At 67.5% G+C, this 20399-nt stretch carries 20 protein-coding genes; 15 read left to right on the top strand and 5 right to left on the bottom strand.

Annotation, left to right across the window (positions count from 1 at the left end):
• Window positions 1-78: 78 nt before the first annotated feature.
• A complete protein-coding gene (locus ABE454_RS00040) occupies window positions 79-1875 on the bottom strand; it encodes a reverse transcriptase family protein (RefSeq protein WP_346527793.1) in 1797 nt (598 codons plus the stop codon).
• Window positions 1876-2394: 519 nt separating this feature from the next.
• Here ABE454_RS00040 and ABE454_RS00045 point away from each other — a divergent pair.
• From ABE454_RS00045 to ABE454_RS00055, 3 genes are all read left to right on the top strand, one after another.
• A complete protein-coding gene (locus ABE454_RS00045; protein WP_346527795.1) occupies window positions 2395-3396 on the top strand; it encodes an ArdC family protein in 1002 nt (333 codons plus the stop codon).
• Window positions 3393-3782: a DUF2958 domain-containing protein gene (locus ABE454_RS00050; RefSeq protein ID WP_346527797.1), complete on the top strand. Its 390-nt coding sequence runs from the start codon at window positions 3393-3395 to the stop codon at window positions 3780-3782. The genes ABE454_RS00045 and ABE454_RS00050 overlap by 4 nt, the downstream gene beginning before the upstream one ends.
• Before the next feature lie 93 nt (window positions 3783-3875).
• Window positions 3876-5657 carry a ParB/RepB/Spo0J family partition protein gene (locus ABE454_RS00055; RefSeq protein WP_346527798.1) on the top strand — a complete coding sequence of 594 codons (1782 nt, stop codon included), beginning with the start codon at window positions 3876-3878 and terminating at the stop codon, window positions 5655-5657.
• Between the two features lie 97 nt (window positions 5658-5754).
• Here ABE454_RS00055 and ABE454_RS00060 read toward each other — a convergent pair whose 3' ends face one another.
• Window positions 5755-5967 carry a hypothetical protein gene (locus tag ABE454_RS00060; RefSeq protein WP_346508364.1) on the bottom strand — a complete coding sequence of 71 codons (213 nt, stop codon included), beginning with the start codon at window positions 5965-5967 and terminating at the stop codon, window positions 5755-5757.
• Window positions 5968-6376: 409 nt separating this feature from the next.
• Between ABE454_RS00060 and ABE454_RS00065 the strand changes: the two genes are divergently transcribed.
• From ABE454_RS00065 to ABE454_RS00095, 7 genes are all read left to right on the top strand, one after another.
• Window positions 6377-6886, top strand: a complete 510-nt coding sequence (locus tag ABE454_RS00065; RefSeq protein ID WP_346527800.1) for a MucR family transcriptional regulator — start codon at window positions 6377-6379, stop codon at window positions 6884-6886.
• 388 nt (window positions 6887-7274) lie between these two features.
• Entirely contained in the window at window positions 7275-7604 is a 330-nt protein-coding gene (locus tag ABE454_RS00070; protein WP_200165134.1) for a DUF736 domain-containing protein, read from the top strand.
• Window positions 7605-7778: 174 nt separating this feature from the next.
• On the top strand, window positions 7779-8027 hold the full coding sequence (locus ABE454_RS00075) for a helix-turn-helix transcriptional regulator (protein ID WP_253107899.1): 249 nt from the start codon (window positions 7779-7781) through the stop codon (window positions 8025-8027).
• Complete coding sequence (locus tag ABE454_RS00080) at window positions 8020-8592, top strand: S26 family signal peptidase (RefSeq protein WP_253107898.1); 573 nt, start codon at window positions 8020-8022, stop codon at window positions 8590-8592. Before ABE454_RS00075 ends, ABE454_RS00080 begins: the two co-directional genes overlap by 8 nt.
• A 29-nt stretch (window positions 8593-8621) precedes the next feature.
• Window positions 8622-9242 (top strand): lytic transglycosylase domain-containing protein, encoded by a 621-nt coding sequence (locus ABE454_RS00085; protein ID WP_430825273.1) that lies wholly within the window; start codon window positions 8622-8624, stop codon window positions 9240-9242.
• 299 nt (window positions 9243-9541) lie between these two features.
• Window positions 9542-9778 (top strand): hypothetical protein, encoded by a 237-nt coding sequence (locus ABE454_RS00090; RefSeq protein WP_253107896.1) that lies wholly within the window; start codon window positions 9542-9544, stop codon window positions 9776-9778.
• A gap of 260 nt (window positions 9779-10038) precedes the next feature.
• On the top strand, window positions 10039-10197 hold the full coding sequence (locus tag ABE454_RS00095; protein WP_312220863.1) for a hypothetical protein: 159 nt from the start codon (window positions 10039-10041) through the stop codon (window positions 10195-10197).
• Between the two features lie 54 nt (window positions 10198-10251).
• Here the strand turns inward: ABE454_RS00095 and ABE454_RS00100 are convergent, their stop codons facing one another.
• The gene (locus ABE454_RS00100) at window positions 10252-11472 is read right to left on the bottom strand and encodes an erythromycin esterase family protein (protein WP_346527801.1); all 1221 of its coding nucleotides are present in this window, start codon (window positions 11470-11472) and stop codon (window positions 10252-10254) included.
• Window positions 11473-11914: 442 nt separating this feature from the next.
• Between ABE454_RS00100 and rlxS the strand changes: the two genes are divergently transcribed.
• Window positions 11915-13894, top strand: coding sequence for a relaxase/mobilization nuclease RlxS (rlxS, locus tag ABE454_RS00105; protein WP_346527803.1), 1980 nt, complete (start codon window positions 11915-11917; stop codon window positions 13892-13894).
• 7 nt (window positions 13895-13901) lie between these two features.
• On the opposite strand, the gene ABE454_RS00110 is transcribed toward rlxS, so the two are convergent.
• Window positions 13902-14426: a helix-turn-helix domain-containing protein gene (locus ABE454_RS00110; protein ID WP_346508369.1), complete on the bottom strand. Its 525-nt coding sequence runs from the start codon at window positions 14424-14426 to the stop codon at window positions 13902-13904.
• Window positions 14427-14627: 201 nt separating this feature from the next.
• Here ABE454_RS00110 and ABE454_RS00115 point away from each other — a divergent pair, with 201 nt between their 5' ends.
• Entirely contained in the window at window positions 14628-16010 is a 1383-nt protein-coding gene (locus tag ABE454_RS00115; protein ID WP_346508370.1) for a S41 family peptidase, read from the top strand.
• A gap of 20 nt (window positions 16011-16030) precedes the next feature.
• On the opposite strand, the gene ABE454_RS00120 is transcribed toward ABE454_RS00115, so the two are convergent.
• Window positions 16031-16288, bottom strand: coding sequence for a hypothetical protein (locus tag ABE454_RS00120; protein ID WP_346527804.1), 258 nt, complete (start codon window positions 16286-16288; stop codon window positions 16031-16033).
• 106 nt (window positions 16289-16394) lie between these two features.
• Between ABE454_RS00120 and ABE454_RS00125 the strand changes: the two genes are divergently transcribed.
• The 3 genes from ABE454_RS00125 to ABE454_RS00135 all read left to right on the top strand — a co-directional run bounded on the left by ABE454_RS00125 (window position 16395) and on the right by ABE454_RS00135 (window position 20378).
• A complete protein-coding gene (locus ABE454_RS00125) occupies window positions 16395-17348 on the top strand; it encodes an NAD-dependent epimerase/dehydratase family protein (protein WP_346527806.1) in 954 nt (317 codons plus the stop codon).
• 134 nt (window positions 17349-17482) lie between these two features.
• Window positions 17483-19516 carry a conjugal transfer protein TraG gene (locus ABE454_RS00130; protein WP_346527807.1) on the top strand — a complete coding sequence of 678 codons (2034 nt, stop codon included), beginning with the start codon at window positions 17483-17485 and terminating at the stop codon, window positions 19514-19516.
• Between the two features lie 460 nt (window positions 19517-19976).
• A complete protein-coding gene (locus ABE454_RS00135; RefSeq protein ID WP_346527809.1) occupies window positions 19977-20378 on the top strand; it encodes a CopG family transcriptional regulator in 402 nt (133 codons plus the stop codon).
• Window positions 20379-20399: the final 21 nt, after the last annotated feature.

Raw genomic sequence — 20399 nt, forward strand, 5'->3', positions numbered from 1 at the left:
CCCCCCCCCCCCGCGCGAGCGACCATCCGAACTCTTCCAGCGCCTAGCCTGCCATGGGCGGCGCCTGAAGGCCGCGGCTCACGTGCAGTCGTCGAGCGGCGGAGCTTGGTCCGCCCAGGGAAGGATAGGGCGTCGTCGCGAATATTCAGTCCATGTCGTGACGTCGAGGATCAGGCGATACTTGTCGCGCAGGCGTTCAAACATCAGCCGCTCGCGCGGCTCCGGCTTGCCCGGTTTCGCCGGTCTCGACTTCAGATATCGACCGAGAACGGCGAGCAGAGAATCCGGCGCGCTGATCCCCAAGTGCGGCTTCGACACGAACTGGACGGCGAACGCCGCTGGGCGGCGGTCGTCGCGCGCCTTGAGGCGGTTGAACGCGTCCTGGATCAGCCCTTTGACCCTGTGCGCCGAAACCTTCTCGTTCTGCTCGATGTAAATGGATGCGAGCTGACTTTCCGCAGCTTTCAGGCGTCGCTCGATCATCGAGCCCAGCAGCCGCAGATAGGTCTCCTCGTAACGCCCGGGGTCGTCACAGTCGGCGAAGGCGACATAGCCCTCGAACCGCATCCCCTCGAGCCGCCTGACATAGGCGATGCGAAGGTCCTCGGTGGCGTCGACGAAATGCAGGCCGCGCTTGCGCAGGGCCGCCGGGTCTCCGTCCAGATACATGTCCGCCAGCGCGGCTTCGAGAACCTGGCCGGCCTCGATCGTCATGCGGGGGCCGTGCTGGCTCACCGCCATGCCGATCGCCAGGACCTTTTGTCCGCCGCGGTCGAATTCCGCCTCGTCCACGAAGATGAAGAAGGGCGCCCGGTGCTGACCGCGCGGCGCGAAGCTCGGCTTCATGCCTTCATCCTGCAACGCCTTGCGCCACTGCGTCCTCAGGCGGGGCGCCATCGCGGGCTCGTGGTGGGCGACGAACCGAACCAAGCCGTCGACGCGGTTGACCTCCTGCTGGATGACGCGCGCGTCGTTGACGCCGCGATGCCGGAAATGGTCGGCGATGCCGAATTTCCCGGCGTAGTAGAGTTCCTGCCGCAGCCGGCGCTTTCGTTCGCGCGGAACGTGAGGCTGCGCCGGGTCGCTGATGCTCAGCCCGGTCACATAGTGCGCCTGGCCGATCTTGGACCGGCGCGTCTTGTCCTCCGCCAGCACGAAGCCTTGCGCCTCGACAACCGACCGCAGCGCATCGATGGCGGGGAGCTGGTCATCCCCCGAGAAGGTGAGATCGTCGGCGTACCGCGTGTAGGTCGCATTCGCTCCGCTCGCCAAGGCCGCGCAGGCGAGATCGAGAGGAAGCGCCACGGCGTTCGAGATCACCGGGCTGGTGGGCAGGCCCAGCGGCAGGCCGCCGCCGATCGTGACGAATCGCGCGAGCAACTCGGCCACGTCGGGAACTAAACTTAGCCTAGTGAACAGGGCGGCCACGCGATCCGTCGTGATCGAGGGGAAGAAATTCTCCAGGTCGGCGTTCAGCAGCGCCGAGCGCCCCGCGTGAGCCGAAGCGTTCTCCCGGATGTTGCGGCCGGGGCGATAGCCGTAGACGGCGTCATGCGGATAGCCGGGCAGGGCGATGCGGAAGAAGGTCTCGAGCCGGCGCGCCAGCGTCCGATATCCGGGCTTGCCCAGCAGCGGCTCCCACACCGTTCGATGGCCGCGCCTGCGATTCCGCTTTGGAATGTCGTGGCGAAGGAAGACCGGAATGTCCTCGATTGAAGCGGCGTCGGCGGCTCGCTGGAGGGCTTCGATCTGCTCTTCACGGGTCCTGGGAGGATCGAAGGCGAGGATGGCCTCGAATGTCGCCTCGTCGGTTCCGATCGCCGTGATCAGCGCTTCGCGGGTCGTGACGCGTCGAAAATCGGCGGGAAACGTCATGGACGGCGCGCGCCGAGAGGGGCGGCACGCGATACGAAGCAAGTGGTGCTGAATACAGCAGACGCGACTCGCGCCTTGAACCTTATAGCCATGCCGCCCCCACGGCCGTTTATAGGCCCATACCCTTGAAGTTCAAGGCGAGCACATGACCGGGCCTGCCGGCTCTTTGGAAGGCAAGTCACCATAAGGGGAAGGCCTTCCCCTGAGCGGGAGCCCGCGCACGGTCTCCCGCTACCCCTTCGAGCAGGAGGGCTTCGCCCCCCGCAACGCCCCCCATTGATGGTCGCCGCGCGTTCGCGCGGCGGCTTTGTTTGGGCCTCTCCCTGAAGCGGGAGGTGGCCGACGCGCCCTTCTGGACGCGCCCCGGCGCGCGCCCAGCGGCCCCTGGCCGCTCCTCCGCTTCGCTTCGGCCCCGTGGGTGACGCCCGCCTTGCAGGGCGCGTCCGACAGGACGCCTTCGCCGTCCACCCCCCGCTTCCGGGAGAGGCTGTGGGGTTTGGGGCGGGAAGGAGGATCGCCATGCGTAAGGACAGCCAGCCGCAGCGCCGCCCGAACGGGCTTAGGAAAGGGAAGGGGCGGGCTTCGCCCGCCGCCGAACCGCGCGCCAACCTCTATGACGAGGTGACGGCCAAGATCATCGCCGAACTGGAAGCCGGGACCTTCCCATGGGTCCGGCCATGGGGCCGCGCCGGGGCGGGCCCTCCCGGCCTGCCGCGCAACGCCGCCACTGGCCGCCGCTATTCGGGCGTCAATGTCCTGCTCCTGTGGGGCGCCGGCTTTTCCGAAGGCTACGCCTCGCAGAACTGGCTGACCTTCCGTCAGGCCCTCGGGGCGGGCGGGAGCGTCCGCAAGGGCGAGCGCGGGACGACCGTCGTCTACGCCGACCGCTTCACCCCCGAGGCCGAGAAGGAGCGCGCCTGCGAAACCGGCGAGGACGCCCGCGTCGTGCCCTTCCTCAAGCGCTTCACCGTCTTCAATCTCGACCAGTGCGAAGGACTGGACCGGCTCGCCCCCGAACCTGCGCCGCTTCCCGAGCGCGAGATCGTCCCGCGCGCCGAAGCCCTGATTTCCGCCAGCGGGGCCGATGTCCGCATCGGCGGCGAGCGCGCCTATTACCACCCCGGCGAGGACTATATCCGCATCCCGCCGCAGCCCGCCTTCTTCGATCAGATCAACTACTACCGCACGGCGCTGCACGAACTGACCCACTGGACCGGCCATCCGACCCGGCTCCGCCGCGACCAGTCGGGCGGCTTCGGAACGCCCGCCTACGCCCGCGAGGACCTGGCCGCCGAACTCGGCTCCGCCTTCCTGTGCGCCGCGCTCGGCGTCGCCCCGACCGTGCGGCACGCCGACTATCTGGCCAGTTGGCTGACCGTCCTGCGCTCCGACAATCGCGCCATCTTCCGCGCCGCAGGGCAGGCGTCCAAGGCGGCCGATTACCTGCTGGCCTTCGACGCGCCCGAGGCGGGCGAGGCCGCTGCGAACGCAGCCCTCGAAGCGGGGAGGGCGGCGGCATGATCCTCCTGACCCCCGATCTTCGCGACCGCCTGCGCGCCAACGCCGAGGCTCGACTCGCCGCGCTCGTCGCCGAAACGCCCGAGCCCGACCCCGTGCCCGTCGTCAAATTCTTCAACCCGGTCGGCGCGGCGACATGGCTCGCGACCGAACTGGACGGAGACGGCGACACCCTGTTCGGGTTGGCCGACCTCGGCTTCGGAACCCCCGAACTCAGATCGTTCAGCCTTGCCGAGATCGAGAGCGTCCGCCTGCCGTTCGGGCTCGCCATCGAGCGCGACCTGCATTTCTCGACCCATTTCCGGCTGTCGGTCTGGTCCGCCTGGGCGCGCCGCGCCAGCCCGCCCGGCGCGTCCCCTGATCCGAGCGCCGACCCCGGCCAAGGATGAGCGCGCGGCTCTTCCCGCGTATCCCGGCCCCGCCCGTCGTCCGTCGGAAAGATCGAACGGACGGAGCCGGTCACTCCCGAAGGAGAGACTGTCATGCAACTCGCAAACATCGACCTTGGCAAGCTCAGCGTGTCCAAGCAGAATATGCGCCACGGCAAGGCCCCGCCCGACGTGTCGGACATCCTGCCGACCGTCCGCGCGCGCGGCGTCCTCGTGCCGCTGCTCGTGCGACCCTCCGGCGAAGGCGAGACTTTCGAGATCGTCGCGGGCCGTCGCCGCTACTTCGCGGCGCGCACCGTCCTTGAGGAGGGCGGCGAGGTCGAACCCCTGCCGTGCGCCATCATGGAGCCCGGCGACGACGCCGCCGCGCTCGAAGCCTCGCTGATCGAGAACATCGCCCGCCTCGATCCCGACGAGGTCAACCAGTGGGAGACCTTCGCCGGACTGATCCGAAAGGGACGCACCCCCGAACAGATCGGCCAGACCTTCGGCCTGACCCTGCTCCACGTGCGGCGCATTCTCGCGCTCGGCAATCTCCTGCCGCGCATCCGCGCCCTCTACGCCGCCGACAAGATCGACGCGGCCACCGTTCGTCACCTGACGCTCGCCAGCCGCAGTCAGCAGAAGGACTGGCTCGCCCTCTACGACGACCCCGAGCAATATGCGCCGACCGGTCAGTCGTTGAAGGCGTGGCTGTTCGGCGGCCAGTCGATCCCGACCAAGGTCGCCCTCTTCGACCTCGACGCCTATCCGGGCCGGATCAAGGCTGACCTGTTCGGGGAGGACGGCATTTTCGAGGACGCCGACCTGTTCTGGACGATGCAGAACGAGGCGGTGGCGGCGCTGCGTGACCGCTACCTTGAAGACGGCTGGTCCGCCGTCGAGATCATGGATACGGGCGAGCATTTCTACAGCTACGACCATGAGAAGACGCCCAAGGACAAGGGCGGCAAGGTGATCATTGCGGTCAGCGGGCGCGGCGACGTGACCGTCCATGAAGGCTATCTCTCGGGCAAGGAGGCCCGTCGCGCCCGCGCCGCCGCCGCCAAGGCCGAAGCGCAGGCGCAAGGCTTGCCGCCCGGCGCGGGCAAGCCCGAGACGACCGGCGTCATGCAGGACTATATCGACCTGCACCGTCACGCCGCCGTGCGCGCGGTGCTGGCGGACCATCCCGCCGTCGCCTTCCGCCTGCTCGTCGCCCACGCCGTCGCCGGGTCGTCGCTGTGGACCGTCCGCACGGCGGACCGCAAGGTCCGCAACGAGGCCATGGCCGACAGCGTCGAGACCGCGAGCGCCGAAACCGTCTTCGACGCCAGGCGCCGCGCCATCCTCGCCCTGCTCGGTTTCGACGCCGAGGACGAAACCGTCGCCCGCTCGCAGGCGCGCGAGATGCCGGTCGTCGAACTGTTCGCGCGGCTGGTGAAGCTGTCCGATGACGAGGTGTTGGCGGTCGCCGCCGTGGTCATGGGCGAGACGCTGGCGGTCGGCGGCCCGCTGGTCGAGGCGGTCGGGGCCTATCTCAAGGTCGATATGGCCGATTGGTGGACCCCCGACGACGCCTTCTTCGGCCTGCTGCGCGACCGCGCCGTCGCCAACGCTCTCTTGCGCGACGTCGGCGGCAAGCGGATCGCGGACGCCAATGTCGCCGAGAATGTGAAGACGCAGAAAATCATCCTGCGTGACTTCCTCGCCGGGACGGGCGGACGGGCCAAGGTGGACGGCTGGACGCCGAAATGGATGGCCTTTCCGCCCGCCCGCTACACCGACCGGATTTACGCCCCGGTCGATCGGTGGGGCGCGGTCAGGACCGCCATGCGGCGGCTGCCGCCCCCGCAGGCGCTCGAACCTGCGCCCTACGCCATCGCGGCGGAATAGCAACGGGACGGGCGGCGGCCTCCGCCGCCCGTCTCAGCGGCCCGAAAATCGCGCGCCGCCCGCGCCCCTCCGGGACGACGGGCGGCGATTCTTTTGGTCAATCGTCGGACGTGGGCGCGTTTTCGTCGGCCGAATCGTCTTCGTCGCTCGTCGGACGGGGAGGCGGCGGGGGCGCAGGGGGAGGCAGGTCGACGCCGCTCTCTTTGAGGATGCGCCAGGCCAGTTCGATCTCGCCCGCGACCGGCATGGGCGACCCGAACCGCTCCAGCCACGCCGCCGCGATCATTTCAAAATCCGAGGTTTCCGTCACGTCGATGCTTCCCCGCTCGCCATGACCCTAGGTCAGGATGCGCCAGAAAACTGCAAACGAGTGTAGCGCGGCGGAATAGAAGGCGCCGCTGGTGGCGGCTCGGAGAGCGGGTCCCACGAGGAACGCCCCGAGCCGCCGGCCGCGGTACCGGAACAGCGGCGCGCCGAGCCTAGCGGGAATCCTCACGAGGTCCATGGGGAAGCGGCCCGGTGCGCCGCAGGGGGTGCGAGATGACACGCCGGGCCGCAATGCATTTCCGAGCGCGGAATTGCAGCCGCTAAGCGTTCAGGCGCGGGGTCGGGTTCCCTCGCCACGGCGGGAGGCGCCCGGCGTCGTCGGGATTCTGTTTGATCCCTCGCGTCGTTCGTCTAGCGTCCGCCCTTCCGAAAGCCGGGAAGGGGAATTGTTCATGACCGACGACGCTGCCCCGAGCGCCAGCCTCATCGACCTGACGGCCGATGTCGTCGCCGCCTATGTCGCCAACAACACGGTCGCCGCCGCCGAACTGCCGCGCCTGATCGCCTCGGTTCACGACGCGCTCGCCGGGGCCGCCGCGCCGGATGAAACGGTCGCCGACGCGCCCGCGCCGGTCCGCGCCGTCACGGTCCGCAAGTCTCTTGCGAACCCCGACCGCATCCTCTCGATGATCGACGGCAAGCCCTACGCCAGCCTCAAGCGCCACCTTCGCGCCCACAATCTGACGCCGGACGACTACCGCGCCCGCTACGGCCTCGCCGCCGACTATCCGATGGTCGCGCCGGGCTATTCGGAGAAGCGTCGCGTCGCCGCCATGGCCATCGGCCTCGGCGGCAAGTCCGGCCAAACGCCGAAGCGCGCGGGCCGGCCGGCGAAGACGGTCGCGTCGACGGCGCCCGCCAAACCCGGCCGCAAGCCGCGCGGGGCCAAGACGAGCGGCTGACCGGAACGCCGCGTCGCCCCTCGGGGGAAGCCTGTCATGGAGTGAAGGTGCGCCGGCCCGGCGATGTGCGCGCCGTGAAGCGTTGACGGGGCGTGTCATGCGTCGTCATCCGGCGCGATGGCGGTAGCCCCGACCATGCGCGGCGAGCCGATCCATCCGACTTGGGCTTGAACCTACGTCCGCGCCGTGCCGCCCGAAACCGGGGCTCGGGCCTCTTTTCCCCGGCGGCTGCGCCGCCTCCTCGCGGCCGCTTCGCTCCAAAACAGGCCCGCGCCTCCGGTCCGCCGCTTCGCTCCGGCCCAAGGGGTTCGTGCGGCCCCGCCCGTCCGAAACGGTTCGCCTGTCGTCGGGGATCGGCCCCGCCGCACGATCGGAAAGGAACCGCATCATGTCGCTCGGAACCGTCGTCTTGAACCCGGAAACCAACAGCTACGCCGGCGGACTCGCCCTCCTGGGCCGCCGCCAGCCGCTTCCCATCGCCATCGTTCCCAACGAGGAGAAGAAGCGCGAGAACCAGCCGGACTACCGCATCTGGTCCGGCCCCAGCGAACTCGGCGGGGCGTGGGTGAGGGAAGGGCGCGAATCGAAACGCCCCTATGTCTCGGTCCGCATCTTCCACCCGCAGATCGGCGACCAGCCCATCTACGCCACCCTCGGCAAGGCCGCCGGGCAGGATGACGAGGACGTCTTCGCCATCATCCCCAACAGCGTCGTCTGAAGGTCGCAGCCCCCGCGCCTCACCGGCGCGGGGGTCTCTTTTCACGTTCGGTCTGCACCCCGGACGTTTCGGCGGGTCCGCCAGAACGGGCCTGCCGCAGGGCGTCGGTCCCGTCTCCATTCGCGCGCAGCCGGACCCGCCTTGAGCCGGTCCGGCCCGCGAAAGGAGACAGACATGATCGACAAGGATGACGACGACGCCGTGGCGCGCGCTGCGCGCGCCCGCAAGGGCAGCCCCTTTCTCTCGACCGCGCAGGCGGCCTGGTATCTCGGCCTCGACAGCCGCACCCTCGACAATATGCGCGGGCGCGGCGAGGGGCCGCGCCCCCGCCGCCACGGACGTTATGTCCGCTATCACATCGACGATCTCGACGACTGGTCGCTGACCAACCGCAGCAAGGTGCGGGGGCGGTTCGATGTCTGATCGCGCCCCGCTCCCGTTCGTCCGCTGGCTGGCGCGAAGCCGCGCCGCGGACCGCCGTGCGCGCCGTTGGCTCGGCGCGGCCGCCGCCGGGGCGACGCTCATCGGCGTCGCCGCCGCGCTCGACTTCGGCGTCCGCCCCGCGCCCCGCCTCGTCTGGAACGCGTCGGCCAGCGCGCCGATCGGCTTATGGCGCATCGATCCGCACGCCGCCTACGGCGTCGGCGACATGGTGCTGGCGGCGACGCCCGCGAGCGTCCGCCGCCTCGCCGCCGAGCGCCGCTACCTGCCGACGAACGTGCCGCTGCTCAAGCGCGTGGTCGCCGCCGACGGCGACCTCGTCTGCGCGCTCGGGCCGTGGATCTACGTCAACGCCCGCCTCGTCGCGACCCGCCGCGAGGCGGACCGGCTCGGCCGCCCGCTGCCCTGGTGGCGCGGATGTCGCCGCCTCAAGAACGGCGCGGTCCTCCTGCTGATGGACGCGCCGGGCTCCTTCGACGGCCGATATTTCGGACCCGTCCCGCGCGCCGCCGTGATCGGAAAGGCGACCCCGCTGTGGCTGCGCTGAGGCTCGCCGCGCTCGCGGTCGCGCTCGGAATGACGGGCGCGACCGCCGTCGCCGACCCTGCGCCCGCCGTCCCGGACGCGGTTGTCGTGATGTCGCCCGCCGTCGCGCGCTGGACGCCGCTGATCCGCGAAGCCTCGCGCCGGTTCGGCGTCCCCGAGGCGTGGATCGCCGCTGTGATGCGCGCCGAAAGCGGCGGCCGGACCCATCTCGACGGGCGGCCGATCGTCTCGCGCGCGGGCGCGATGGGCCTGATGCAGGTGATGCCCGGCACCTACGCCGCCATGCGCCGACGCTACGGTCTCGGGTCCGATCCGCACGATCCGCGCGACAACATCATGGCGGGGACCGCCTATCTGAAGCTGATGCACGACCGCTTCGGCTATCCCGGTCTGTTCGCCGCCTACAACGCCGGTCCTGGCCGCTACGCCGAGCATCTGGCCACGGGGCGGCCGCTTCCCGGCGAGACGCGCGCCTATATCGTCCAGCTCGCCCGCGCGCCTGCGACACGCGAGATGCCGCCCGCCGTTCTGTCCGGCGAGAGCCTGTTCTTCGCGCTCGTCCGGCCTGAGGCGTCGACCTCCGCCCCGCCGGAGGCGACGGCGTCCGACAGTCTGTTCGCGGTGCGACGGCCGCTAGGCGACCATCCGTAAGGGGAGGGTCGCGGTGGCGCGCGAATTTAACTGCGACGCCATTCGCGTCGGTCGGCGCGCCTCGTCGCTATCGGGTTGTCGACAATGGGATGCAGCCTCCGGCGCGGGGCGAGCCGCCTCAAGGACGACGGGGCCCCACCATTTTTCCCGGCGGGCAGGCGTCGGCGCGCATCCGTAGAGCGCGGAGCGCGCCGGAAAAAATCGTTTCCCCCATCGCCGCTTCGCGGCCGCTGCGCGGTCCCTGACCCGGCCCTTCCGCTCCGGTCGCTGCATCCGTCAATCGGCGAAGGGAGACGGAGATGCCGAAGTCTGAAGAATATTTCTATGCCGACGAAGAGGGGCCGGGCGATCGTTTCGAGGTGCTTTCAACCGTCATCGATGAGCCGGGGGAGGTGATGATGTGGTGCTGCACCGGCGCCTTCGAGAAGGCGCTCGCCGTCTTCGAACTACTCCTGCCGCATTGTCAGCGGCTCGGCTACGAGAACCTCGCGCTGCTGGATGGCTCGACGGCCGCAGTGGTTCGGCGCGGCGCATAAAGCAGGGCGGCGGCGCCCGTGCTGGAGAGGGGGATGTCTGCTCAGACTCCCCCATCATCCGGCGCGGGGCGGGCCGCCTCAAGGACGACGGGGCCCCACCATTTTTTCCGGCGGACAGACGACGGCCCTCCCGATCGAACGCCGGGCGCGCCGGGAAAAATCGTTTCCCCCATCGCCGCTGCGCGGCCGCTTCGCGGTCCCTGACCCGGCCCGCCCCGCGCCGGAAACGACCCCTGTCTTTCACTCGACAGGAGACTCAAATGACCTTGGAACAGCATATCGAAGAACTGCGCGCCGAGCTTCGGGGCGTCCTCGATCCGCGCGAACTGCGTCAGATCGCAGCCGAACTGGAGGCCGCCGAAGCCCAGCGGGCGATGCTCGAAACGGCGTCGCTCGAGCTTCTGGAGCAGGGGGGATGAGCCGCTACGACCGCGCCGACGACCGGCGCGATCCCCGGTCGTGGAAATGGCCGGTCAGGCGAGCCCGCGCCCATCTCTCAGATAGATGGCAGCGTCATAGCCGCGCCCCAATGGCGCGTCGGCGGGATAGCTCAGATCGATCAGGCGCGATCGGAAGAAGTCTGCGTGCGACAGGTCGCACAGGTCGAGGAGGGCCGCCTCCGCGTTCTTTTCCAAAAGCAGAGCCTCTATCGAATCCGACGCATGGGCGGGCACGTGGCGAGTCACGGTGAAATCGATCTGCGAGCCGTCCAGCGCCTTGTAGAACAGGGCGCTGGTTTCACCTCGTCCCAGGGTCGTGGCGATGGCGCAGACCCTGCCGGGAAAGGTTCGGGAAGAGACGCTGCCGACATAGGAAAGGGCGGCCTTCTGCGCTTCGCTCATCGCCGCGATCTGTTGAGCGGGGCCGGGGTCGCGAATGTCCAGGTAGACCGTGGGGTTCTTGAGGATGTGGTTGTTGTGCGCCCAGACAATGACCTTGCGGCCGGGGAATTTCTGCGTGACCAGCCATTCCAGGTTGGCGGCCATCGCCTCGTCTCTCGAGCGGCCCTCCCAAGCCACCCGGGCCCAGGCCGCCAGACTGAGCAGCTCGGCTTGGGCCTGTTCAACCGCATCGGTCGAGACGTTTTCCTGCTGAAGCGCAGCGATCATCTGATCGATCGAGGCGAAATAGCCCTCCTGCAATTCCTTTGGCGGAGGGACGGCGAACTCGGCGGTTTGCAGCGCCGCGTAGCCGTCGGCAAAGGCCTTGAACTGTTCGTCGGAGAGGTTCGCCCCGACGGTGGAACGGAGAGTCACCGTCAGGTTTTCGCGTGCCATTTCGCCTTTCAAGCGGCAGTCGAAACCGCACACATCGAGGCGGCCTCCCTTGGCGAATACGGCTTCCACATAGGTCCAAAGGCCGTCGACGGCCGGGGCGAGGCCCCAGAAGTCGTAGAGGTTGCCGTCCGCGAACGGCCGGATTTGCGCCGGCTCGCTTATCGCTTCCCAGCCGCGGGTGAGCGACCAGAAGTCGGCCTCGAATGCGAGGACGTCGAAGCCGAAGCGACGATGCAGGAGCTCAACCAGACGGCCCCGCAGCCGGATTGAACTGCCGTCGCCATGGCTTGGCTCCCCCAGCATGACGATATCGCGATCCCCGATGACCGCAGCGAGAGCCTCTACAAGCTTCGCATCCTGCCCGAGATCTTGGGCCGCATCGAAGGGCAGGGCGGCTTCCGCAAGCCGCGACGCCACTCCGCCGTCGTGAGCTGATGCAGGCCAGGCCAGTGAAGCGATACCCGTCGCCAGGAGCCCAAAGGATGTCTCGCGTCGCGTAAAAATGTCCTGCCCTCCTAGGATGCTGCAACCCTCGTAGGGGCGAAGGCCGGATTCGGGCAAGCGGGCGGAATCGCCCAGAATTTCGGAGGCGGGGCATCGGTATTCATCTCCGCGGGGTGCATCAAGGCGTGCAGGGCAAGATAAAACAACAGCGCCATCTTTCCGGGATGGCGCTGCAAGTGATTGTCTGCACATCGTTTTTTCTAAGATCCAATAGCGCCATGCCCGGCGCGATGGTGCCATAGGGCGCTGAAAGCCCGCAATTCCGGGCTTTGCGATGGCGCCAATAGGCAAGGGCGTTCGGCCGCGCCATGTCGGGGTTGCGGGCGAGGTTTCGCGCCCGCCGAAAGGAGCCGCCATGTCGGACGACGACGATCTTGAGCCGCGCCTCGGCCGCATCCGCTCGCTCGGGAAGACGCGGGCGCGAAGCTATGTCGGCCGCGTCGTGAAGGCGGCGAACCTGGCGCGCGGCGGCGCAGCGTCAGGGCAGAGCAGGCGCGGTTTCTCCGGGGCGCAGATCGGCCGCGGCGCAGGCGTCGGCCGCGTTCTCGCCTCGCGCGACCGCTTCTCGGCGCTGCGTCAGCGCCGGGTGATCATCAAGTCGCGCATCGTGCGCCTCGACGGTCCCAGGGGGCTCGCTCCGGCGCTCGCGCACCTGCGCTACGTCGAACGCGACGGAACGACGCGCGACGGAGGACCGGGCCGACTCTATTCGGCGGACGCGGACAGTGTCGACCGCCGGCCCTTCCTCGACCGTCAGGACGGCGACCGCCACCACATGCGCTTCATCGTCTCGCCCGAGGACGGCGCGTCCTACAACGATCTCAAATCCCTGACGCGCCGTCTGATGGCGCAGGTCGAAATGGATCTCGGGACGAAGCTCGATTGGGTCGCGGTCGATCACTTCAACACCGGCCATCCGCACACCCACATCATCGTGCGCGGGAAGGACGATAGCGGGAAGGACCTCGTCATCGCGCGCGACTATCTCTCGCAGGGGATGCGAGAGCGCGCCGCCGAACTCGTTTCGCTCGACCTGGGTCCGCGCAGCGACATCGAGATCGGCGACCGGCTTCGTACGGAGGTGTCGCAGGAGCGGCTGACGAGCATCGACCGACGCCTGGTTCGGGATATGGATGCAAACGGCGTGGTCGCCGCTTTCGAGCGCGATCCGTTCCAGCAGACCTTGCGGGCGGGCCGATTGCAGACGCTCGGCCGCCTCGGCCTGGCGCGTGAGCTGGGGGCAGGGCGCTGGACGCTCGCGACCGACATCGAGGAGACCTTGCGGCGCATGGGCGAACGCGGCGACATCATCCGCACGATGCAGCGCGCCTTCACCGCCCATGGCGTCGAACGTCCGGGCCTGGGCACCGTGATCGCCGATCCGTCCTCGATGCGGCCTATCGTCGGACGGGTGATCGAGCGCGGCCTGTCCGACGAACTCAATGATCGTCACTACCTGATCGTCGACGCTGCCGACGGCCGCATCCACTATGTCGACATCGGACGGGGCGAGACGACAGAGACGCTTCCACCGGGCGCGGTCGTGCGCATCCGAGCGACGCCCACGGACGCCCGCGCCGCTGACCGCACCGTCGCCGAGATCGCAGCCGCGAACGGAGGCCGCTACAGCGTTGACCTTCATCTCCGTCACGACGCGTCCGCGATGCAGGGTTTCGCCGAGACCCATGTTCGCCGGCTCGAAGCCATGCGCAAGGCCGGCGCCGGGGTCGAGCGCGAACCCGACGGCCGCTGGTCGATCGCGCCCGACCATGTCGCGCGGGCGGCGGCGTTCGAGGCCGAGCGCGCCAAGGCGGCGCCGGTGGTCGTCGATACGCTTTCCAGAATCCCGCTCGAACAACAGGCCGGTTTCGACGGCGCGACCTGGCTCGACCGCGAACTGGTTTCGTCCACCCCCGAGGCGACGTGCGACGCGGGGTTCGGGCAGGAGATCGCAGCGGCGAAGGCCCGCCGGATGCGTTGGCTCGTCGGTCAACAGTTGGCCGAGGAGGATCAGGGCAAGATCGTCTATCGCCGGGACATGCTCGCCCAGCTCAGTCAGCGCGAGATGAGCCGCGTCGCCGGGGCCCTCTCGGACGAACTCGGTCTCGGCTATGTCGCGAGCGGGTCTGGCGATCGGATCGAGGGCGTCTATCGCCGTCCGGTCGACCTGGCTTCGGGGCGTGTCGCGCTGATCGAGAAGTCCCGCGAATTCACCCTCGTGCCCTGGCGGCCGGTTCTCGACCGCCATGTCGGCCGCATGGTGTCGGGCGTGATGAAGGGCGACGGCGTCAACTGGACGATCGGGCGCGGGCGCGGCGGGCCGTCGGTGTCTTGATGCAGGATCACCAGGTTGTGCATCGAAAGAAACGCACCGTTTGTTGCCCATCGTTCCGGAAGGCATGGCGTTGGGCGCTGTCAAAGAGGTGCCCTGCGTGTTCCAGCACAAGCAGATCGTCGCCGAGTTCGAGCGTAAGACGGCCTTCCAGCACGAACAGCATGACGCGCCAGCCTTCCGGATCGGGGGCGGCTTGATAGCGATCGCCGGGCTCGAGCCGCCATTCCCAGGTTTCGACCTCCTTGCTGACCGGCACGCTCCAACGCAGGAAGCCCTCGCCGCCATGGTCGCCCGTCCATCCCAAGCGATCGATTTCCATCATGGGTCTGGTGTTCGGATCTCGGACAAGGTCTGAAAGCGTTGCGCCGAGCGCGATGCCGATCCGGTCAAGGGTCGCGGTGCTGGCGCTCGTGGCGCCCGCCTCGATGGCTCCGATCATCCGCAAACTCACGCCTGACGCCTGCGCCAGCGCCTTCTGGTTCAATCCGGCCCTCGCGCGACGGGTGCGGACGTTCTCCGCGACGAAGGTCATGAAGGGGGGGGTGACTTGACTCGGCAAAATATTGCCTCCACGAAACAGGCAGTATTTTGCTTCTAAGCGGGTGGCTCAATGTCGCCAATCCTTTATCGTTGCGCTGTCGTCGCGGCGGCTCTCATGTCGGCTCACCAGGCTCTGGGCTTGGAGCGGCCAATCTCTTCGCTCTCGCCGCCTCATGCGCGAGAAGATGTGCAATTGGCCATAGACGCGGTGGAATCTGCGCTGCCCGATATCTATTGGCATCAGACGCCGGAAACCTGGGCTCGTGCGAAGGCGACGGCTTTGGCGGAGGTCGATCATGTCGATGACGCCATGGGCGTCTACGCCGTTCTGGCGCCCCTGATGGGGCATATAGGCGAAGGGCACCTCTCGGTCGCGCCGCCACAGGACGCGATCTTGAAGCAAAGACAGCATGGTCGGGGCTTGCCGCTCGATCTCCACTGGAGCACCGACGGGATTTTCATCAGCCGCGCTTACGGCGAGGCGGCCGACCTGCCCGTCGGGGCGCGCCTGTTGGCGATCAACGGCGAGGGGTATGAAAGGCTTCTCGACGAACTGACATCGATGATCCCGCATGACGGCCACATTCGCACGGGGCCGATGCGCGAAGGCGGCGGCGACCGGTATGCCTTGTTGCGAAACCGTCGACGCGGCGATGAGGCAGTTTTCCGGGTGACCTATCAGACGGCGGACGGCGTCGTGGTCGAACGGACCGTGGCGGCGTCGCCCTTCTCCCGGCGCGAGCGCGTCTCGGTGGAGGAGAGCCGCGTGGCCACGCTGGACTGGATTGAACCAGGGCTCGCCTATCTCTCGGTTCCGACGTTCTCGAACCGCGTCTATCGCGAGGCCGGCAAGACGTTCCGCGGGACGATCCAGACCCTATTCGCCGAGATAAAACGCGGAGGGGCCACGCGCCTGATCCTCGATCTTCGAGAAAACGGGGGCGGCTCCGAGCCCAACGAGAGCGTTCTTTTTTCCTATCTGGTGGCTCAGCCGCTGCACAAATATGCGGCGGTCGAGGCGAGGGCGCGCGAGGTGACGGTGACGAGCCTGACCGGCGCCGTTTTCTCCCGGCCCGTCTTCGATGATGACGAAATCGACCGGCAGGATGTCTTGCCTGGTGGTCGACTGCGACGCCTGAATGTCCCTCCCGAGGGGCTGATGAGTCATTGGGAGCCTTCCGAGCCCGTATTCGACGGACGCCTTGTCATTCTGGCAGGCGGCTACACCTTCTCCGGCGGGGCCGAGCTGGCCTCCATGCTGCACCACGTCGGGCGAGGAGTTTTCGTGGGCGAGGAGGTCGGCGGCGCCCACGAGGGGAATACCAGCGGGTACAGCTGGGACCTGACGCTGCCCAACAGCGGCGTACGCCTGCACGTGCCCTTGCTTCAGTTCCGTTTCAATTGGCTTGGCTTGCCTGCGCACCGCGGCGTGCCTGCGCAATGTGAGGTTCCGCCGTTGGTGAGCGAGATCGGCGTCCAGCGCGACCGAGCCTGGCATGTCGCCCGCCAGGTGATTGATCAGGATTGGGTGACGCCTGATCAAGCGCAATGCCCCCAGCAGGATGAGCGAACGTAACAGTTCGACCAAAGTTCAGATCAGGACACCCGTTCCGAGCGCCAGAGATCATCCTCGCCTTGGGTAAGGCGCCAGGTCCGCGCGTGAACGAGTGTACCCTTCGCCGTGAGATAGTCGGGGACGGACAGACGGATGGCGTCGCCCTCGGCCCGCCACTGCCCGACGACGGTCACGCCGTCGGCGAATTCGATCAGGCATTCTGACCCCGATTTGCCGTCATCCTCGATCGTGACGTGACCTCCCCGGAAAGCGTGGCTATGAGGGAAGGAGAAGAGCATGGTATCGGCGCGCTCCTTTTCTGTCGGACAATCTGCGTTGCAAACTTGCGCGAGCGCCGTTCGTTACATGGTCACCTCAGTACGTCTCGCAGCCTAAGGAACCGATATGCAAACCATTCTTGGCGCCTCGGGACAGATCGGACACGAACTGGCGAGGAGTCTCAAACGCGACTTCACCGACGCCATTCGGCTCGTCAGCCGAAACCCGAAAAAGGTCAATGATACCGATCGACTCCATCGAGCGAACTTGCTCGACGCCGGGGAAACGCTGCAGGCGGTCGAAGGCTCCGACATCGTCTATCTCACCGCCGGCCTTCCGATGGACACCAGGCTCTGGGTCGAGCAATGGCCGGTCATTATGAAGAACGTCATCGACGCCTGCGCTGCGCATGAAGCGCGACTGGTCTTCTTCGACAACACCTACATGTATCCGCAGACCGCCGAGCCGCAGACAGAGGACGCCCAATTCCGTCCCAACGGCGAAAAGGGTCGCGTCCGCGCCGCGATCGCAGAGGCGCTGCTCGAAGCGATTTCGCAACAGCGGCTGACCGCCCTGATCTGCCGGGCGCCCGAGTTCTATGGACCGGGGAAGACGCAGAGCATCACCAATAGCGCTATCATCGAGCCCTTGAGACACGGTGAGGCCGCGCGGATCTTCCTGCGCGATGACACTTTGCGCAGCCTGATCTATACGCCCGACGCGAGCCGGGCTATGGCGCTGCTGGGCAACACGTCGGACGCCTACGGCCAGACGTGGCATCTTCCCAGTGATGATCATCGCCCGACCTATCGCGAATTCGTCCAGCTCGCCGCCGAGCAGTTCGGCGTCGAGCCTCGATACCGGGTGCTTAGGCGCTGGCAATTGCAACTGGCGGGACTGTTCAGCGCGCGCGTGCGCGACGCTGCGGAACTGCTGCCGCGCTATGCGGTCGACAACATCTTCGTCTCGGACAAGTTCAAGACGCGGTTCGCGGACTTTCGGGTCACGCCATTCCCCGAAGGCCTGGCCTTCATGGGGAACGAGCGCCTTGATTCCCAAAGCGGCACGGCGCGCGATTGAACACTCCGGTCATGACGGCGCGCCGTTTCCGACGCTTCGGTGCGCCTGGGTGCAGATAAAAGCTCTAACGGCCTCCGGGCCCTTTCGCGACGCTTGGCCCATCAGCGTGCTTCCGTGTACGCCGGAGACGAGCCATGACGCCGACCAAGCTTCTCCTCGGTCAGATTTTCATTTGCTTCGCTATCGTGATCCTCGGCGTTTGGGGCGCGACGCAGTGGGCCGCAGCCATGCTCGGCTATCAGGCGCAACTCGGCGGCCCGCTGTTCGTCGTTTTCGACGTTCCGATCTATCGGCCCTGGGCTTTGGTCGGGTGGTGGTTCCACTACGAGGCCTATGCGCCCAATGTCTTCAACAAGGCGGGGTTGCTGGCGGGCGGCTCGGGCTTCATGGCCTGCGCCGCCGCTATTGCGGGGTCGCTCTTGCGCGCACGGCAGAACCGCAAGGTGACGACCTACGGCTCCTCGCGCTGGGCCACGCACAGCGAGATCGCGCGCGCCGGATTGATGCGGCCGTCCGGGGTCTTCCTCGGCGTCAAGGACGGCGACTATCTGCGCCACGATGGTCCTGAGCATGTGATGGCCTTCGCGCCCACCCGCTCGGGCAAGGGCGTCGGCCTGGTCGTGCCCACCCTTCTGTCGTGGACGGGTTCGGCGGTCATTCATGACATCAAGGGCGAGAACTGGACGCTGACGGCGGGGTGGCGGGCCCGCTTCTCGCATTGCCTGATGTTCAACCCGACCGATCCCCGCTCCGCGCGCTACAATCCTCTGCTGGAGGTCCGTAAAGGCCCCGATGAGGTGCGCGATGTGCAGAATATCGCCGACATCCTGGTCGATCCGGAAGGGGCGCTCGAACGGCGCAGCCACTGGGAGAAAACCAGCCACTCCCTTCTGGTCGGCGCGATCCTCCACGTCCTCTATGCGGAGGAGGAGAAGACACTCGCGCGTGTCGCCAGCTTCCTGTCCGATCCTCAGCGCAGCTTCGCCCATACCCTGCGCCGGATGATGGAGACCAACCATCTCGGCGTCCCTGAAAATCCGATCGTTCATCCGGTCGTTGCGTCAGCGGCGCGGGAGGTGCTGAACAAGTCGGAGAACGAGCGGTCCGGCGTTCTGTCCACGGCGATGTCGTTCCTCGGCCTCTACCGAGATCCGGTTGTGGCGGAGACGACCTCGGCCTGCGATTGGCGCATCGCCGACCTCGTGGATGCTGCGGCGCCGGTCTCGCTCTACCTCGTCATTCCGCCGTCCGACATCAGCCGCACCAAGCCCCTTGTCCGCCTGATCCTCAACCAGATCGGACGGCGCCTGACCGAACGGCTGGAGGGCGATCCGAAGAAGAGCCGGCGGCACGACCTGCTGATGATGCTCGATGAGTTTCCCGCCCTCGGCCGGCTGGACTTCTTCGAGACGGCGCTCGCCTTCATGGCCGGCTACGGCATTCGCGCCTATCTGATTGCGCAGAGCCTCAACCAGATTTCGAAGGCCTATGGCGAAAATAACGCCATCCTCGACAACTGCCACGTACGCATCGCCTTCAGTTCGAACGACGAGCGGACCGCCAAGCGGATATCCGACGCGCTCGGCACCGCCACGGAGCTGCGCGCCCAGCGCAATTACGCCGGCCACCGCCTCGCACCCTGGCTCAGCCATGTCATGGTCAGCCGGCAGGAGACGGCGCGCCCGCTGTTGACGCCCGGCGAGATCATGCAGCTTCCGCCTTCCGACGAGTTGGTGATGGTGTCCGGCCTCGCGCCGATCCGGGCGAAGAAGCTGCGCTACTATGAGGACCGGAACTTCAAGTCACGGGTTCTGCGCCCTCCCGCACTCGCGGACGATGGCTATGCCGACCGCCCCGCTGCGCGTTCCGACGATTGGGGCGGTCAGGTGCGCGAACCGCATGTCGCGCTCGCCGCGCCGGATGAGGACGGCCTGATCGCGGCGATCGCAGAGGAGGGCGGTCTTCAACAGCAAAGACATCCGGGGCTTGCCGAGGAAGGCGCCGACGCGATGCGCGAGCCCGAAGTTCACGACGCGGCTGCGCCCGGCGAGGACGATGGCGATCCGGCGCTGGATCGGCGCGCGATGACGGCGCTGAGCAATGTCGCGCGCGCTCACGCGATGAATGAGGCGACAGGCAAGGGAGACGATCTGCTGCCCGATTTCTAGGTCGTGCATTCCTGGCGTACTCCGATCCCAAGGGGACGACGAGATGCACCACGCTTGGCGATGCGCCTCGCCGATACCGACATTGCCGTTTCGTTCGCATCTAGGAACGACGGTAACAAGATCTACGTCGTCCCGTCCTGTCGTCTCGTGACAGCGGTCACGTCCTCCGCCCATGACCGAGGCTATGGCCAGAGGCGATCGAAGGCGATCCTGAAATCCGCCCTTAAAGCTGAAGTCGCAGCAGGCGGCTGCCAGGGTTGAGTAATGCGGATGATGACAAGCGCCGTCATCGACTGCGTCCGTGCATTTGCGTGAGAATAACAGGGGTAACGGCCTAAGCCGCCTCGCCTGATCTTCGCTGTCGACCCGTCGCGCGTCGCGACGGCCGACGGATGAGACTCATGAACAATCGTGCCAAAGGCGCCCAAGTCAGCCGGTTTCCTGCCCCGGTGGAACGGGCATGAAGCCGCGCCACCACGTTTATCTCGACGACGAACTCACCGCCGAGCTCGATCGGCTCGCGCGTGGACCGGGGACGTCGAAATCGGCGATCGTTGCGGGCGCGCTGCGCGAGCATCTCCGTCGCCGTGGAATGCGCGAGGTCGACGACCTGCTGATGCCGCGTCTCGACCGCATCTCGGCGGATCAGCGGCGTCTCGCCCGCGACATGAACGTGCTGCTGGAAAGCGTCTCGCTCTTCCTCAGCTTCCAGTTCAGCCTCACCGCGCAGATTCCCGAGCCTGATGCGGCCGCCCGCGCGGTCGGGCGCGAACGCTTCCAGAAATTCATCGATCAGGTCGGGCGACGCATCGCCGGGACTGAGGCGAGCGACATGCCGACCGTCCAGGAGGACGCGGCGTGACCGGCGCCAACCCCGTCACCT

This window comes from Brevundimonas diminuta, assembly GCF_039673845.1.
In the GTDB taxonomy this organism is placed as follows: domain Bacteria; phylum Pseudomonadota; class Alphaproteobacteria; order Caulobacterales; family Caulobacteraceae; genus Brevundimonas; species Brevundimonas diminuta_E.